General features: G+C 70.3%; 12 protein-coding genes and 1 pseudogene. 9 read left to right on the top strand and 4 right to left on the bottom strand.

Annotated features, from left to right (window positions below; translation table 11 throughout):
- Positions 1-57 precede the first annotated feature (57 nt).
- Together ACIPQB_RS07550 and ACIPQB_RS07545 are read left to right on the top strand one after the other, a co-directional pair.
- A complete protein-coding gene (locus tag ACIPQB_RS07550) occupies positions 58-1,149 on the top strand; it encodes an efflux RND transporter periplasmic adaptor subunit (RefSeq protein WP_446484585.1) in 1,092 nt (363 codons plus the stop codon).
- The gene (locus tag ACIPQB_RS07545; RefSeq protein WP_446484584.1) at positions 1,146-4,244 is read left to right on the top strand and encodes an efflux RND transporter permease subunit; all 3,099 of its coding nucleotides are present in this window, start codon (positions 1,146-1,148) and stop codon (positions 4,242-4,244) included. The genes ACIPQB_RS07550 and ACIPQB_RS07545 overlap by 4 nt, the downstream gene beginning before the upstream one ends.
- A 72-nt stretch (positions 4,245-4,316) precedes the next feature.
- Here ACIPQB_RS07545 and ACIPQB_RS07540 read toward each other — a convergent pair whose 3' ends face one another.
- On the bottom strand, positions 4,317-4,616 hold the full coding sequence (locus tag ACIPQB_RS07540; RefSeq protein WP_446484583.1) for a hypothetical protein: 300 nt from the start codon (positions 4,614-4,616) through the stop codon (positions 4,317-4,319).
- A 103-nt stretch (positions 4,617-4,719) separates the two neighbouring features.
- Here ACIPQB_RS07540 and ACIPQB_RS07535 point away from each other — a divergent pair, with 103 nt between their 5' ends.
- The gene (locus ACIPQB_RS07535; protein WP_446484582.1) at positions 4,720-5,463 is read left to right on the top strand and encodes a cytochrome c oxidase assembly protein; all 744 of its coding nucleotides are present in this window, start codon (positions 4,720-4,722) and stop codon (positions 5,461-5,463) included.
- On the top strand, positions 5,460-6,194 hold the full coding sequence (locus ACIPQB_RS07530; RefSeq protein WP_446484581.1) for a cytochrome b: 735 nt from the start codon (positions 5,460-5,462) through the stop codon (positions 6,192-6,194). Before ACIPQB_RS07535 ends, ACIPQB_RS07530 begins: the two co-directional genes overlap by 4 nt.
- Here the strand turns inward: ACIPQB_RS07530 and ACIPQB_RS07525 are convergent.
- Positions 6,187-6,744, bottom strand: a pseudogene (locus tag ACIPQB_RS07525) (c-type cytochrome); the annotation flags it as partial. The gene ACIPQB_RS07530 and the pseudogene ACIPQB_RS07525 overlap by 8 nt on opposite strands.
- A 102-nt stretch (positions 6,745-6,846) precedes the next feature.
- On the opposite strand from ACIPQB_RS07525, the gene ACIPQB_RS07520 reads away from it, so the two are divergent.
- Genes ACIPQB_RS07520 through ACIPQB_RS07505 form a run of 4 tightly spaced genes read left to right on the top strand, consistent with a single transcriptional unit; the run spans position 6,847 to position 11,029 of the window.
- Positions 6,847-7,233 (top strand): c-type cytochrome, encoded by a 387-nt coding sequence (locus tag ACIPQB_RS07520; protein ID WP_446484580.1) that lies wholly within the window; start codon positions 6,847-6,849, stop codon positions 7,231-7,233.
- Positions 7,223-8,185: a cytochrome c oxidase subunit II gene (locus tag ACIPQB_RS07515; protein WP_446484579.1), complete on the top strand. Its 963-nt coding sequence runs from the start codon at positions 7,223-7,225 to the stop codon at positions 8,183-8,185. Before ACIPQB_RS07520 ends, ACIPQB_RS07515 begins: the two co-directional genes overlap by 11 nt.
- Positions 8,182-10,728, top strand: a complete 2,547-nt coding sequence (locus ACIPQB_RS07510) for a cbb3-type cytochrome c oxidase subunit I (protein ID WP_446484578.1) — start codon at positions 8,182-8,184, stop codon at positions 10,726-10,728. The genes ACIPQB_RS07515 and ACIPQB_RS07510 overlap by 4 nt, the downstream gene beginning before the upstream one ends.
- A gap of 19 nt (positions 10,729-10,747) precedes the next feature.
- Positions 10,748-11,029: a hypothetical protein gene (locus ACIPQB_RS07505; RefSeq protein WP_446484577.1), complete on the top strand. Its 282-nt coding sequence runs from the start codon at positions 10,748-10,750 to the stop codon at positions 11,027-11,029.
- Positions 11,030-11,063: 34 nt separating this feature from the next.
- Here the strand turns inward: ACIPQB_RS07505 and ACIPQB_RS07500 are convergent, their stop codons facing one another.
- Entirely contained in the window at positions 11,064-11,924 is an 861-nt protein-coding gene (locus tag ACIPQB_RS07500) for a DMT family transporter (protein ID WP_446484576.1), read from the bottom strand.
- Positions 11,925-12,049: 125 nt separating this feature from the next.
- On the opposite strand from ACIPQB_RS07500, the gene ACIPQB_RS07495 reads away from it, so the two are divergent.
- Positions 12,050-13,429: an aminotransferase-like domain-containing protein gene (locus tag ACIPQB_RS07495; protein ID WP_446484575.1), complete on the top strand. Its 1,380-nt coding sequence runs from the start codon at positions 12,050-12,052 to the stop codon at positions 13,427-13,429.
- Between the two features lie 238 nt (positions 13,430-13,667).
- Here ACIPQB_RS07495 and ACIPQB_RS07490 read toward each other — a convergent pair whose 3' ends face one another.
- Complete coding sequence (locus ACIPQB_RS07490; RefSeq protein ID WP_446484574.1) at positions 13,668-15,662, bottom strand: TonB-dependent receptor; 1,995 nt, start codon at positions 15,660-15,662, stop codon at positions 13,668-13,670.
- Positions 15,663-15,717: the final 55 nt, after the last annotated feature.

Genomic DNA, 15,717 nt, shown 5'->3' with positions numbered 1-15,717 from the left:
CATTTCGGTCACAAGGAACCAGCCTAGGGTCCTCCGTCAAGGCAGGACCCTCAAGCCATGTCGCCTCGCACCGTCGCCGCCGCTCTGTTATTGAGCGGCCTCACCCCCCTGGCCGCCTGCGGCGACAAGGCCGGCGCCGACGATCCCCGCACCCTGCCCCCCATCGTCCGGGTCGCGGTCGCCGGTCCGGCGGCCGGCGGCGAGCGGCGGTTCAGCGGCGTCGTCTCGGCCCGCATCCAGAGCGACCTGGGCTTCCGGGTCGGCGGCAAGGTGGTCGCCCGCCTGGTCGACGCCGGCCAGACGGTGCGTCGCGGCCAGCCCCTGATGCGCATCGACGCCACCGACTACGCCCTGGCCGTGTCCGCCCAGACCGAACTGGTGGAAGCCGCCCGCGCCCGCGCCGTGCAGACGGCGTCCGACGAGCGACGCTACCGCAGCCTGGTCGCGGCCGGGGCGGTCTCGGCCCTGGCCTATGACCAGACCAAGGCCGCCGCCGACAGCGCGCAGGCCCAGTTGGCCGCCGCCGAGGCCCAGGCCCGCGTCTCGCGCAACGCCGCCGGCTATGCGGTCCTGACCGCCGACGCCGACGGCGTCGTGGTCGAGACCCTGGCCGAGCCCGGCCAGGTCGTGACCGCCGGCCAGCCGGTCGTCCGCCTGGCCCATGCCGGTCCGCGCGAGGCGACCGTCACCCTGCCCGAGACCGTGCGCCCGGCGCTCGGCTCGGTCGCCGAGGCCTACGCCTTCGATGGCGACCAAGCGGGCCAGGCGCGCCTTCGCCAGCTTTCCGACGCCGCCGACCCGCGCACCCGCACCTACGAGGCCAAATATGTGCTGAGCGGCGCGGCCGCCCAGGCGCCGCTGGGCTCGACCATGGTCGTGTCCCTGCCGGTCCAGGACGGCGACGGCGCCCAGCGCGGCGTGGAAGCGCCGATCGGGGCGCTCTACGACGCCGGCAAGGGTCCGGGGGTGTGGGTCGTCGCGCCCGGCGCCGCCACCGTCCAATGGCGGCCGGTTCGCGTCGCCGCGCTCAGTGCGGAGACGGCGACGATCTCCAGCGGCCTGAACGGCGGCGAGCAGTTCGTGGCGCTGGGCGCCCAGATGCTGCACCAGGGCCAGCGCGTGCGCGTCCAGGCCGGAGCGGCGCAATGAACTTCAATCTCTCCGCCCTGGCGGTCCGCGAACGCTCGATCACCCTGTTCCTGATCATCGCGATCACCTTCGCCGGCGCCTTCGCCTTCCTGAAGCTCGGCCGGGCCGAGGATCCCAGCTTCTCGATCAAGGTCATGACCATCGTCACCGCCTGGCCCGGCGCCACCGCCCAGGAGATGCAGGACCAGGTCGCCGAGCCGCTCGAAAAGCGGATGCAAGAGCTCAAGTGGTACGACCGCGCCGAGACGTTCACGCGGCCGGGCCTGGCCTTCACCACCCTGTGGCTGAAGGATCAGATTCCGGCCAAGGAAGTCCCCGAACAGGCTTACCAGACCCGCAAGAAGATCGGCGACGAGGCCGCCAACCTGCCCCGCGGGGTCCTGGGCCCGTTCGTCAATGACGAGTACGGCGACGTCACCTTCACCCTCTACGCCCTGAAGGCCAAGGGCGAGCCGCAACGGCTGCTGGTGCGCCAGGCCGAGACCCTGCGCCAGCGGCTGCTGCACGTGGCCGGCGTCAAGAAGGTGATGATCATCGGCGAGCAGCCGGAAAAGATCTTCGTGGAGTTCTCGCAGGCCCGCCTGGCTACGCTGGGCGTGAGCCCGCGGGACCTGTTCGCCGCCCTCAACGACCGCAACCTGGTCACCCCGGCCGGCTCGATCGAGACCCAGGGCCCGCAGGTGCAGATCCGGCTCGACGGGGCGCTCGACGATCTTGCCAAGATCAAGGAAACCCCGATCGTCGTGGGCGGCCGCACGCTCAAGCTGGCCGACATCGCCGAGGTCAAGCGCGGCTACGAGGACCCGGCGACCTTCCTGATCCGCAACGGCGGCGAGCCGGCCATCGAACTCGGCGTGGTGATGAAGGAGCGCTACAACGGGCTGCTGCTGGGCAAGAGCCTGGACAAGGAAGCCAAGGCCATCTCGGCGGAGATGCCGCTGGGCATGAGCTTCACCAAGGTCACCGACCAGTCGGTGAACATCACCGAAGCCTATAACGAGTTCATGCTGAAGTTCTTCGTCGCCCTCGTGGTGGTGATCGTCGTCAGCCTGGTCAGCCTGGGCTTCCGGGTCGGGCTGGTGGTGGCCATGGCCGTGCCCCTGACACTGGCCGGCGTCTTCGTGATCATGCTGGTCACCGGCCGCGACTTCGACCGCATCACCCTGGGCGCGCTGATCCTGTCGCTGGGCCTGCTGGTCGACGACGCCATCATCATCATCGAGACCATCGTCGTGAAGATGGAGGAGGGCCGCGACCGGGTCTCGGCCGCCACCTACGCCTGGGGCCACACGGCCGCGCCGATGCTGGCCGGCACGCTGGTGACGATCATCGGCCTGATGCCGGTGGGCTTCGCCAAGTCCAGCGCCGGAGAATATGCCGGCAACATCTTCTGGGTCGTGGCCTTCGCCCTGGTCACCTCGTGGTTCGTGGCGGTGATCTTCACGCCCTATCTCGGCGTCCTGATGATCCCCAAGATCAAGCCGGTCGAGGGCGGCCACAAGGCGATCTACGACACCCCGCCCTATCGCCGCCTGCGCGCGCTGGTCGTCTGGACGGTGACCAACCGCTACAAGGTGATGCTCGCCGTCGGCGCGGCGATGGTCGTCGCCGTCCTGATGATGGGCGGCACCAAGAAGCAGTTCTTCCCGATCTCCGACCGCCCCGAGGTGCTGATCGAGGTGCAGATGCCCGAGGGCCAGAGCATCGGTTCGACCAGCCAGGCCGTGGCCCAGGTCGAGACCTGGCTGCGTCGCCAGCCCGAGGCCAAGATCGTCACCAGCTATATCGGCCAGGGCGCGCCACGGTTCTTCCTGGCCATCTCGCCGGAGCTGCCCGACCCGTCCTTCGCCAAGATCGTCGTGCTGACGCCCGACCAGAAGGCGCGCGACGCGCTCAAGCAGCGGGTGCGCCAGTTCGCGGCCAGCGGCGCGGTGCCGGGCGCCAAGATTCGCGCCACCCAGATCGTGTTCGGCCCGCCGTCGCCCTTCCCCGTCGCCTTCCGCGTCATGGGACCCGACGTCGCCCAGGTCCGCGGGATCGCCGAGCAGGTCCGCACGGTGATGCTGCGCAACGACGCCATGCGCCAGGTCAACACCGACTGGGGCGAGCGCGTGCCGACCGTCCACTTCGTGCTCGACCAGGACCGCCTCCGGGCCTTCGGCCTCACTTCTAGCGACGCGTCCCAGCAGCTGCAGTTCCTGCTGACCGGGATTCCCGTCACCCAGGTGCGCGAGGACATCCGTTCGGTCGAGGTGGTGGCCCGCACCACCGGCCAGGATCGGCTCGACCCGGCGCGGCTGGGCGCCTTCACCCTGGTCGGCGCATCGGGCGAGCGCATCCCGCTCGACCAGATCGGCCGCGCCGAGGTGCGCATGGAAGATCCGATCCTGCGCCGCCGCGACCGCCTGCCGACCATCACCGTGCGCGGCGACATCGACGAGCGGCTGCAGCCGCCGGACGTCTCCGCCCAGGTCCTCAAGGAGCTCAAGCCGGTCATCGCGGCCCTTCCGGCCGGCTACAGGATCGAAATGGGCGGTTCGATCGAGGAGGCCGCCAAGGCCAATGTCGCCCTGGCCGCGGTGTTCCCGCTGATGTTCATCCTGATGATGGTGGTGATCATCTTCCAGGTCCGGTCGCTGTCGGCGATGTTCATGGTGCTGCTGACCGCGCCCCTGGCCCTGGTGGGGGTCGTCCCGACCCTGCTGATCTTCCACCAGCCGTTCGGGTTCAACGCCATCCTCGGGCTGATCGGCCTGGCCGGCATCATCATGCGCAACAGCCTGATCCTGATCGGCCAGATCCACACCAACCAGCAGGACGGCCTGACGCCCTACCATGCCGTCGTCGAGGCCACCGTGCAGCGCGCCAGGCCGGTGATCCTGACCGCCCTGGCGGCCATCCTGGCCTTCATTCCGCTGACCTTCTCGGTGTTCTGGTCGTCGATGGCCTACACCCTGATCGGCGGCACAATCGGCGGCACGATCCTGACGCTGGCCTTCCTGCCGCCGCTCTATGCGATGTGGTTCAGGATCAAGGACGATCAACCCGTCGATGCGCCGATGCCGTCCACGGCCACGGCCGCGGCTCACGCCTAGCGACCTGGAGCATCGTGCGGAAAGGTGAACGCCTGGAGCCGGTCGCGTGAGTCTCGTATCGCGCGGCCGGCTCTAGTCGGCGTCGGCCTGCGCGGCGGCGTCCCTCGGGCGGGCCAGCCGCCGCAGAAGCTCACGTGCGACCGCAGGAGCATCGCGCCCTTCGAGCGCCATGGTCGCCTTTCCGTAGGGGCTGCGCACCTCCACCACGTCGCCGGTTCGCAGCCAGGAGCCCTGGTAGCGGACACCGTCCACCTCGATCTGAAAACTGTTCATCACGCGCCTTTCATCCCTCAACCCGCGACGGTTTCGGTGCAGGAAGCCGCGGCCCGGTTCGACGGTTTCACCAACAGTAAAAAGACGGGTGCTGAGCATCAAAAGCTAAACCGGACCGCCACGACAGGCCGGGAGCCGCCGCACGATCGCAAAGGCCGCAGGCTAGGGGGAACGGCGCCGGTCCTGGCCGTGTTGTTCGACCATGCAGGACCTGGCTTCGACGTGGACGCCCTATTGCGGCGCGGGATCCACCCCCGCGGACGCCTGGCTGCGCTGGAACCTCGATCCCATGCTGCTTCTGGTGCTGGCCGTCGCGGGCGCCGTCCTGCTGTGGCGGGCGCCGCCGAGCCGCAGGGGCCTGGCGGGCGCCGCCCTGGCTGTACTGGCCGTGGCGTTCGTCTCGCCCCTCTGCGCCCTGAGTTCGGCCCTGTTCTCGGCGCGGACCGTGCATCACGTGCTGCTGGCCGCCGTCGCCGCCCCGCTGATCGCCTGGAGCCTGCCCGCCGCCCGGCGGCGACAAGGCCGCCTGCATCCGAGCTCGCCGCTGCTGTTCGCCCTGACGTTCTGGGCCTGGCACGCGCCGAGGCTCTATGACTGGGCGCTGTCGAACGATCTCGCCTATTGGCTGATGCAGGCCAGCATCCTGGGTTCGGCGACGGCGCTGTGGCGGTCGGTCCGCGCCGTCCCGCCGCCGACGGGCGTGGCGATCCTGCTGGCGACCGTGGTGCAGACGGGGCTGCTGGGCGCCCTGCTGGTGTTCATGCCCGAAGCGATCTATGCGCCCCACGCCCTGACCACCGCGGCCTGGGGTCTCAGCCCGCTGGCCGACCAGCAGATCGCCGGCCTGATCATGTGGGCGCCCGCCGCCGGAATCTATCTGGCCGCCGCCCTGGCGATCCTCGGACGCTGCCTGAAGGGCGCTCCGGGAGGATTGCGTCCGGCATGATCGACCGGCTGATCACCAACCTGCTGGCCTGGGCGGCGGGACATGCCGACCAGAGACGCTATTCGCCGGTCGGCATCGTCTTCCATTGGACGATGGCGGGGCTGGTCCTGTTCCAGCTGGGCTGGGGCTGGTGGATGGGCCGCGCGCGTCCGGGCGGCGACATGGTCACCGCCTACGAACTGCACTTCCTGATCGGCGTCCTGATGCTGGTGCTGGCCCTGGGACGGCTGGGCTGGCGGCTGTTCGCGCCCGAGATCATCAACGACGCCGACAAGCCGGGCTGGGAAAGCACCGCGGCCCATGTGACCCACTATGTCTTCTACACCTGCCTGCTGGGCCTGCCGCTCAGCGGCTGGGCGATCGTCTCGGCGACGGCCCGCGAGACCCGGCTGACCCTGCTGGGCCTGATCCCCTGGCCTCTGTTGCCGCTGCAGAACCTTTCCGCCCCCGCCCTCTGGAGCATCGAGACGGTCGCCGAATGGCTGCACCGGGGCCTGGTCGTCAGCCTGCTGGCCCTGATCCCCATCCATGTCGGCGCGGCCCTGAAGCACCACGTCATCGATCGCGACGACGTCCTTCATGGGATGCTGCCGATCTTGCCGCAGCGGTCCCGGCGACGGACACGCTGGCAGCGCCGCTATCGGGCCCTGGAGAAGCGGGTTGCGTCTCTAGCCAGTCAGCTATGGCCGCGATTTCGGCGGGGGTCAGGCCGGCGACAGCCGTCGCCATGACGCCGCGCGGGTCGTTGCGGCGTTCGGCGGCTCGCCAGCGGCGAATCTGCTCGATGGTGTAGGCGGCCGGCTGGGCGGACAGCGCCGGATCGCCCGCCCCGACGCCCTGCCCCGCCGCGCCATGGCACGACGCGCAGCCGCGCGCCGTCCAGGCGGCCGGGGCGGGTTTCGCGACCGCCGGCGCACGCTCGGCGGGAACCGGGAGACCAGCGTAGTAGGCGGCCGCCGCCTGCCGCGCCTGTCCCGACAACGGCCTGGCGGCCGGCGACATCACCGGATCGTGGCGCAGGCCGGCGGCGTAGTCGTCGAGCTGCTTGTGCAGATAGCCGGCGTCCAGCCCGGCCAGGCGCGGCGTGGACACCCCGTCGCCCGCGCCGTCCAGGCCGTGGCACGTGAAGCACGCCCGGGCCGCTCCGCCTTCGCCGCCGCTCAAGGCGACCAGTTCGCCGCTCCGGGTCAGCCGCGCGTCCGTCCGGCTGGACCCGGGGTCGCAGCCGCCCAGACCTTGGGCCAGGCCCAGCAGGGCCAGCGGGAGGATGGTGAGGCGCACCGACGCTAAACCGGCCGGGCAAGGCCAAGGTTCCCGGACCCGCGCGCCGGAACTTGAATCCGGCTGCGGGGTTCAAGTGCTGGGCGGCGGTGGCGACGACACGTGCGGTGGACGACACGCCTGGCGACGATGGTTCCCTTGCTGGCCCTGGCGCTGCTGGCCGGCTGCGCCGAAAAGGCCGATCAGCCCCGCGTCCTGGCCGGCGCAGACGCCGGGCGCGGCCTGGCGCTGGTCCGGGCGAACGGCTGCGCCGCCTGCCACGCCGTGCCCGGCGTGGCCTGGCCGCGCGGCGAGGTCGGCGGCCCGCTGGCCGGTTTCGCCGATCGCCCGCTGATCGCCGGCCGCCTGCCCAACCAGCCCCGGACCCTGGTCGCCTGGCTGCGCGACCCGCCGGCCCTGTCGCCCGGCGCGGCGATGCCGGCCACCGGCCTGAGCGAAGCCCAGGCCCGCGACGTCGCCGCCTATCTCTATACGCTCGATGGCCGCTGATCGCGTCGCCTCCGACAGCCTGAGGGGCTGGCCGCCGCCGGTGCTGGACCCTGCCGGGCCGTTCGCGGCGCCGCTGCACCTGCTGACCTGGGTGCTGATCGGCGTGGTCGTGGCGGTGCTTGCGGTGGTCGTCGCCGCCCTGGGCGTGGCGCTGTTCGGCCCCCGCGCCTGGCGCAAGGCGCTGGGCGGCGAGCGGCTGGTCTGGATCGCCGGCCTGGGCTTTCCGGTGGTCGTGCTCTCGGCCCTGCTGGTCTACGGCCTGGCCCTGACCGCGCGGCTCAGCGACGCGCCCCGACCGGGCGAGATGCGGGTCCGCGTCACCGGCGAGATGTGGTGGTGGCGGGTGGCCTATCTCGACCCCGCCGGCCGCGAGATCCTGCAGGACGCCAACGAGATCCACATCCCCACCGGCCGCCCCGTCGCCCTGGAGCTGGAGTCGACCGACGTGATCCACGCGCTCTGGATCCCGCGCCTGGGCGGCAAGCTGGACATGATCCCGGGCCGGCGGAACATCCTGCGGCTGCAGGCCGACCGACCGGGCGAATATGGCGGCCAGTGCGCGGAGTTCTGCGGCGGTCCCCACGCCCTGATGGCCCTGGTGGTGGTCGCCCACGATCCGGCCCGGTTCGAGGCCTGGCGGGCGGGCGCGCTCCGGCCGGCGGTCCCGCCGCCCGCCGTCGCCGCCGGGCGCGACCTGTTCCGCACCGCCGGCTGCGGCGCCTGCCACACCGTCCGCGGAACCGAGGCCAACGGCCTGGCCGGACCGGACCTCACCCATGTCGGCGCGCGCCGCACCCTGGGCGCGGGCGTCCTGCCCAACAACCCCGGAACCCTGGCCGGCTGGATCGCCGACAGCCAGGCCATCAAGCCCGGCAACCGCATGCCGGCCTATCCGGTGCTGAGCGGCCGGGAACTGCGCGATCTGGCCGCCTATCTGGACAGCCTGAAATGAGCGGCCCCGCCGGGTCCGAGACGGGGTTCGACCCCGCGCTCTACAAGCGCTTTCCGACCCGGGGCGACCGGCCGAAGGACGAGCTGGCCAAGCTCGAGGCGATCTGGTGCGCGCCCCGGGGCTGGCAGTGGATCACGGTGATCAACAACAACTATGTCGGCGTCTACTATGTCGGCGCGGCGATGCTGTTCTTCGTGCTGGCCGGGGTGCTGGCGCTGCTGATGCGGGCCCAGTTGGCCCTGCCAATGAACGGCGTGCTGTCGCAGGAGACCTATAACCAGGTCTTCACGATGCATGGCACGGTGATGATGTTCCTGTTCGCCGTGCCGGCGGTCGAGGCCCTGGGCGTGCTGCTGCTGCCGCAGATGCTGGGCGCGCGCGACCTGCCCTTTCCCAGGCTCTCGGCCTATGCCTTCTGGGCCTATCTGATCGGCGGCCTGGCTTTTTTCTGCTCGCTGTTCGTCGGCCTGGCCCCGGACGGCGGCTGGTTCATGTATCCGCCCCTGACCTCGGCGACCTATTCGCCGGGGATCAACGCCGACTTCTGGCTGCTGGGGATCGGCTTCATCGAGATCTCGGCCATCGCCGGCGCCATCGAGATCATCGTCGGGGTGCTGAAGACCCGCGCGCCGGGCATGACGCTGGACAAGCTGCCGATCTTCGCCTGGGCGATGCTGGTCTTCGCTGTGATGATCGTCATCGCCTTTCCGTCGGTGATCCTGGCCACCACCCTGCTGGAGTTGGAGCGGGCCCTGGGCTGGCCGTTCTTCGACGCCATGCGCGGCGGCGATCCGCTGCTGTGGCAGCACCTGTTCTGGTTCTTCGGCCATCCGGAGGTCTACATCATCTTCCTGCCGGCGGCCGGCGCGATGTCGACCATCGCGCCGGCCGTGGCGCGCACGCCCCTGGTCGGCCACTGGCTGGTGGTGCTGGCGTTCCTGGCCACCGGCTTTATCAGCTTCGGGGTCTGGGCCCATCACATGTTCACCACCGGCCTGCCGGGAGTGTCGGTCGGCTTCTTCGCCTCGGCCTCGATGGCGGTCAGCCTTCCGGCCGGCGTGCAAGTGTTCGCCTGGATCGCCACGGCGGCCTCCGGCAAGATGCGGTTCAACACGCCGGGCCTCTTCGTGCTCGGCGCGCTGCTGATCTTCGTGATGGGCGGGCTGACCGGGGTGATGGCGGCCATGGTCCCGTTCGACTGGCAGGCCCACGACACCTATTTCATCGTCGCCCACCTGCACTACGTGCTGATCGGCGGCATGGTCTTCCCGCTGTTTGCGGCCATCTATTACTGGACGCCGATGACCAGTTCCCGGCCGCTGAGCGAGCGGCTGGGACGCTGGGTGTTCTGGCTGATGTTCGCCGGCATGCACCTGGCCTTCCTGCCGATGCATCTGAGCGGCCTGATGGGCATGCCCCGCCGGGTCTATACCTACGCGGCCGGCCGCGACTTGGAATGGCCGAACCTGATCTCGACCGCGGGCGCCTTCCTGTTCGCGGTCGGGGTGCTGGTCTGGGCAGTCGACATGGCCCGCAACTTCCGGCCCTTCGGCCAGGCCGCCGGCAATATCCACGGCGGCGGCGGACTGGAGTGGCTGCCGACCGGCCTCTATTCCACCCGCAGCATTCCGATCGTCGCCTCCCTCTACCCCCTGTGGGACCAGCCCGGCCTGGCCCGCGACGTCGAGGCGGGACGCTATTTCCTGCCCGGCGCGCCGACCGGCGACCGCGAGACCCTGCTGACCAGCCCGCTCAACGCCGAGCCGCAGCAGCTTCTGCCCATGCCCCGGCCGTCCGGCTGGCACGTCTGGGCGGCGGTGTTCACGGCCGGCTTCTTCCTGTTGCTGACCGTGCAGGCCTACGCCGCCTCGGTGACCAGCGGCGTCCTGGCCGTCTTCTGCATCCTGCGCTGGTGCTGGTTCCTGGACCATCCGGCCCGAGCGCGATCCGTCGATGTCGGCGCCGGCATCCGCCTGCCCACTTACCTCACCGGACCGGCCAGCCATGGCTGGTGGGCCATGGTCGTCACCCTGATCGTCGCAGGCATGGTCCTGGCCATGGCGGTGTTCTCCTATGTCCTGCTGTGGAGCCGTGCGCCCCATCCGTGGATTCCGCCGCCGTCTCCGGCCTGGCTGGCGGCGATCGTCGGACTGAACCTGGCCGGCGGCGCCCTGGCCTGGCTGGCCAACCGCCTGCTCGCCAAGGGCGGCGGCGGCGCGCCCCGCCTGGCCGTCGCCCTGATCCTCCTGGCCTTCGTCGCCCTGGCCGCGGCCTGGACGATCGACCTGGCGACCTGGCGGCAGACCGGGCTGACGCCCCGGCTCAGCGCCCAGGGCGCGATCGTCTACGCCCTGCTGTCCTGGCACGGCGTCTTCGCCGCCGTCGCCGCCATGATGGCGCTCTATGTCGGGCTGCGCTGGCTGTTCGGCTACGTGACCGCCGAGCGCCGGGCTACCGTGCAACTGGTGGGGCTGTTCCTGGGCTATTGCGCGTTCCAGGGCCTCGTCACCGCCCTGCTGCCGCGCCTGTTTCCGGGCGCATGAGATGAGACGGTGGGCGTTCATGCTGGGCGGACTGATCGTCTGGGCGGTCCATTTCCTGGGCGTCTATGCGCTGGCCAGCCTCGCCGACCTCCGCGGTCCGTCGGAGCGGGGCCTGTGGCGCAGCGCCCATCTCGCGTTCAGCCTGCCATGTGCGGCGGCCGCCGCGGCGCTGGCGGTCATGGCCGTGCGGCAAATCGCGCGCGGCCCGTCTTCCGAACGCTTCATCGCCCGCATAGCCGCTCTTGGCGCCGTCCTTGGCCTGGTGGCGATCGTCTGGCAGTCCCTGCCCGCCCTTCTTTGATGGCCTGCCTGTTGAGTCCGCATCAACGCCGCCTTCAGGCGAACCGCTTGGCGCCGGCCACGCAGAGGACGATCACCGCGGTGACGACCACCATAGTCAGGGCGATCGGTTCGTGCAGCAGCAGCCCCGCCAGCGCCAGGCCGAAGAACGGCTGGAGCAGTTGCAGCTGTCCGACCTTGGCGATGCCGCCCAAGGCCAGGCCGCGATACCAGAACACGAAGCCGACCAGCATGCTGAAGACCGAGACATAGGCCAGGCCGAGCCAGGCCGGCGCGCCGATCCGGCTCCAGGTTCCGGGCAGGGTGAGCAGGGCGATGACCGTCATGACGGGAAGGGCGAGCGCCAGGGCCCAGCAGATCACCTGCCAGCCGCCCAGTCTGCGGGACAGGACCGCCCCCTCCGCATAGCCCAGGCCGCAGGCGACGACGGCCGCCACCATCAGGAGGTCGCCGGCCAACGAGCCCGAACCGCCCCGCGAGACGGCGAAGCCCGCGACCGACAGGCTTCCGATGACCGAGAAGATCCAGAACGCCGGCCTGGGCCGCTCGCCGCCGCGCAGGACGCCGAAGATCGCCGTCGCCAGGGGCAGGAGGCCGATGAAGACGATGGAATGGGCGGTGGTGACGTGCTGAAGCGCCAGGGCCGTCAGCAGCGGAAAGCCGACCACGACGCCCAGCGCCACGACGACCAGAGCGCGAACGTCGGACCGGGCCGGGCGCTTCTGCCTCAGCGCCAGCAGCAGCAAGCCGCCCAGCACAGCCGCGATCACGGCCCGGGCGGCGGTGAGGAAGACAGGGTCGAAGCCGCTAACCGCCACGCGGGTGGCGGGCAGCGAGCCGCTGAAGATGAGCACCCCGAGCAGGCCGCTGCCCCACCCCTTTGATGTCCGTTCCATTCGCCCCTCCGCGAGAATGACGCATTGGGCTTAGTCGGGGCGGGTGCGATCAGCCCAGGAACAATCGGTACGATTCCGATCGAACTGTATGCTATTGAAGACCATACAGTTGAGGCAGGACCCCGATGAGCAGCCGGACCGGCGACGTGATGGAGGCGATCCGGGGCAGGATCGCCAATCGGGCCTTGTCGCAGGGCGACAGGCTACCCTCCATCCGCGGCCTGGCGGCGGCCCTGAAGGCTTCGCCCTCGACCGTGGTCGAGGCCTATGACCGGCTGGTGGCGGAGGGCGTCGTGCTCTCGCGGCCAGGGTCGGGCTTCTATGTTTCGGCGGGCGTGGCGACGCCGATCGTCAACGCTCTGCAGCCGCAAACGGATCGGGCGATCGACCCGCTCTGGGTTTCGCGGCAGGCGCTCGATGCGGCGCCTGAGGCGCTGAAACCCGGCTGCGGCTGGCTTCCCCCCGACTGGATGCCCCATGCGATCATCCGGCGCGCCCTGCGCGGCCTGGCCCGCGGCGACGACGCCGTGCTCGCCGACTATGGCCATTCGCGCGGGTCGCTGGATCTGCGGCAACTCCTGGCCCGGCGCTGCGGGAGCGACGGCCTGGATATTGGCCCCGAGCAGCTGTTGCTGACCGCGTCCGGCACCCAGGCGATCGACCTGATCTGCCGGTTCCTGCTGCGCCCAGGCGACACGGTTCTGGTCGACGACCCTTGCTACTTCAATTTCCAGGCCCTGCTGCGCGCCCATGGTGTTCGGATCGTCAGCGCGCCCTACACGCCCATGGGCCCGGACACGGCGCGCTTTGCGCAGGTCCTCGCCGAGGAACGGCCGCGCCTCTACATCACCAATTCGGCGATCCATAATCCGACCGGCGCGACCCTGTCGGCCCAGACCGCGCACAGGCTGCTGACGATCGCCTCTGCTCAGAGCCTGATCATCGTCGAGGATGACATCTTCGCCGAGTTCGAACCGGAACCCTCGCCGCGCTTGGCGGCGTTCGACGGCCTGGTCAACGTGATCCGCATCGGCAGTTTCTCCAAGACGCTCTCGGCGTCCGTCCGCTGCGGCTACATCGCGGCGCGGCCGGACTGGATCGAAGCGATGGTCGACCTGCAGGTCGCGACGAATTTCGGCGGCGCCAGTCCGATGGCGGCTCAGCTTGTTTTCGACAGCCTGATGGACAGCGGCTATCGGCGGCACGTCGAGGCGCTGAGGCGGCGGCTTTCGACCGCCCGGCGCGACGCGACGGCCAGATTGGCGGACCTCGGGGTGCGGGCCTGGGTCGCCCCACGCGGTGGTTTCTACCTCTGGGGCCGGCTGCCGGACGGCAAGGATGCGTCGGTCATCGCCCGCTCCGCCCTCGCCGAAGCGGTGATCCTCGCCCCGGGGAACGTCTTCAGCGTCGCCCAACAGGCCTCGGACTTCATGCGGTTCAATGTCGGGCAGATGCAGGATCCGCGCGTCTTCGAGGTGCTGAAGCGAGCGCTTGCGAGGGCTTAGAGCATCGCTGAAGCACGCCGCCGGAGGGAGATCCTGCGATCTTCGTGCGCCAGTCGAAGATCGGAGGCGGCGCGTGCCCGCTACATTCCACCAGCGCCAGGAGCATCGGCCATGCCCGCAGCGCAACGGCTGAACGCGCGCGCGAGACCGTCCGACCTTGATCGAGGTCAGCCGACCCCGCATCCTGGCGCGACGATCTCAACGCGCCCACGTCGTGGACGAACGGCTCAGGCCACCGTCAGAATTTGGCGCTCAGCACCAAACGCACGTCGCGGCCGGGCATCAGCACGGAGTCCTTGTTCAGCGCGGTGGCGTTGCGGATCGTCTCGTCGGCGAGGTTGTGGCCGACCAGCGTCAGCCCGATCCCCGGCTTGGCCTTGAACGGCTTCCAGCGGACCTGGGCGTCGACCGAGGTGTAGCCGTCGGTCGCCAGGTCGGCCACGCCGACATGGTCCTGCGACGACACGGCCAGCACCAGGAAACTGGCGTCGATGGCCCCGTTGTCCCAATCGAGACCGCCGCCGAAGCGCCCAGGCTGGATCCGCGGCACGTCGCCGCCGCCGCCGGTGAACTTGGCGCGGACATAGTCGCCCAGCACCTGGCCCGACAGCTTGCCGCCCGCCACCGTGGTCAGCGGGAAGAAGGCCTTGCCCTCCAGGCCCCAGAAGTTGGCGTCGCGCTGGCCGTAGTTGAGCTCCTTCAGCTCACCGTCGCCGCCGGCCGCGCAGACGCCGTCGTCGTCGCACAGGCGTCCGGTCAGGGCGCCATAGATATAGTTGTTGAAGTGCGCCGCCCAGGCCGAGGCCTCGATGCGGCCTTCCGAGCCCAGCTTGTAGCGCGCCGTCGCCTCCAGCGAGGTGGCCCGTTCGATCTTCAGCTCCGGATCGCCGGTCTCGAAGGTCGCGGGGCCATCGTGCGGCCCGCGGGCGAAGAGTTCGGTCTGGGCCGGGGCCCGCGCCGCCGAGGCGGCCGTCAGGCCCAGGCGCAGGGCGTCGGAAGCGTCATAGGTGAAGCCGGCCGACACGCTGAACGGCGTATAGTCGCGGCTGGTCGCGATCCCCGAGGCCGGCGTGCCGTCGATCTTGATGTGCTCGACCCGCGCCGCGCCCTGGAACTGCAAGGCCCCGACCGGCGCCTCGACGAAGGCGAAGGCCGCGCCGCTCCGGGTGTGGGTAGGCAGCAGATAGTTGGCCCCCTCGCCCAGTGCGCTGAACTTGCGGTCCTGGAACTGCACGCCGACCGCCGAGGCCGAAAGCGGGCCCGTGGCGCCGAACAGGGCCTCCATCCGCCCGTCCCACTCCTTGTTGTTGAAGGTGGACAGGACCTCATTAGTCTCGGGATCGATTTCGCTGTGGGTGTAGTCGGCGTAGCCGGCGTCGACGTTCACGCGCTGCAGCAGGCCCTGGCCGAACTTGAACGATCCGCCGAACGCGCCCTTGTCCTGCTTCATGCGGATGAAGGTGTCGTCGGACGGAATGCCGTAGCGGGCTTCGTAGTGCGTGCCGCTGGCTCCGACCCGGCTGTCGTCGCCGAAGAAGTAGGACGCGCCGCCCGAATAGCCGTTGCCGCGGAAGAACGAGTTGCTCTGCTCGCCGTCGGGCGTGTCGTAGCTGCTCGCCCGCCGACCGAAGCCGTCCAGGTGGACCGCGAACGGCCCCTGCCCGGCGTCGAGGCTGACCGTGCCCTCGCCCGTCGCCGCGCCCGTGGAATAGGCCGTCGTGGCCTCGCCCTGAATCCCGTCGATCGGCTTGAGCGGAATGCGGTTGTTGATGACGTTGACGACGCCGCCGATCGCCTGGCTGCCGTAGCGCAGGGTGGCCGCGCCGCGCACGACCTCGATCTGCTCGGCCGCCAGGGGATCGATCGGCACGCCATGGTCGGGGCCGACGTCCGAGACGTCGGAGCTGGAAAGGCCGTTCTCGGCCAGCTTGACGCGCTGGGCGTCCATGCCGCGGATGACCGGACGGCTGGCGCCGGCCGCGAAGCCCGTGCCGGCGACGCCCGGCACGTTGCGCAGGGCGTCGGCCAGGCTGGCCCCGCCATTGCTCAGCACCTGGTCGCGGCTGACCTGCTCGACGATGGTGGCGAAGCGGTCGGGATCGCCGGCCAGCGGCGAGGCGGTGATCACCACCTCCGACACCGAGTGACCCAGATCCTGGGCCTGAGCGCCCGCGCCCCAGGCCATCAGGATCCCGGCGCTGGACGCCGTCAACAACATCGAACGCAGCCGCATTTGGCCTCTCCACAAAAAGCGAATGCCGGCCCATTATGTTATATCGTAACGTTTG

The organism is Caulobacter sp. LARHSG274, assembly GCF_052871235.1.
This window is presented reverse-complemented; position numbering and strand designations above follow the sequence as displayed.

Coding starts and splice junctions, on each gene's coding strand:
- ACIPQB_RS07540 (WP_446484583.1), bottom strand. CDS start 4,616: ATGCTCAGCACCCGTCTTTTTACTGTTGGTGAAACCGTCGAACCGGGC.
- ACIPQB_RS07505 (WP_446484577.1), top strand. CDS start 10,748: ATGCTGGGCGGACTGATCGTCTGGGCGGTCCATTTCCTGGGCGTCTAT.
- ACIPQB_RS07510 (WP_446484578.1), top strand. CDS start 8,182: ATGAGCGGCCCCGCCGGGTCCGAGACGGGGTTCGACCCCGCGCTCTAC.
- ACIPQB_RS07530 (WP_446484581.1), top strand. CDS start 5,460: ATGATCGACCGGCTGATCACCAACCTGCTGGCCTGGGCGGCGGGACAT.
- ACIPQB_RS07500 (WP_446484576.1), bottom strand. CDS start 11,924: ATGGAACGGACATCAAAGGGGTGGGGCAGCGGCCTGCTCGGGGTGCTC.
- ACIPQB_RS07550 (WP_446484585.1), top strand. CDS start 58: ATGTCGCCTCGCACCGTCGCCGCCGCTCTGTTATTGAGCGGCCTCACC.
- ACIPQB_RS07490 (WP_446484574.1), bottom strand. CDS start 15,662: ATGCGGCTGCGTTCGATGTTGTTGACGGCGTCCAGCGCCGGGATCCTG.
- ACIPQB_RS07545 (WP_446484584.1), top strand. CDS start 1,146: ATGAACTTCAATCTCTCCGCCCTGGCGGTCCGCGAACGCTCGATCACC.
- ACIPQB_RS07515 (WP_446484579.1), top strand. CDS start 7,223: ATGGCCGCTGATCGCGTCGCCTCCGACAGCCTGAGGGGCTGGCCGCCG.
- ACIPQB_RS07535 (WP_446484582.1), top strand. CDS start 4,720: ATGCAGGACCTGGCTTCGACGTGGACGCCCTATTGCGGCGCGGGATCC.
- ACIPQB_RS07495 (WP_446484575.1), top strand. CDS start 12,050: ATGAGCAGCCGGACCGGCGACGTGATGGAGGCGATCCGGGGCAGGATC.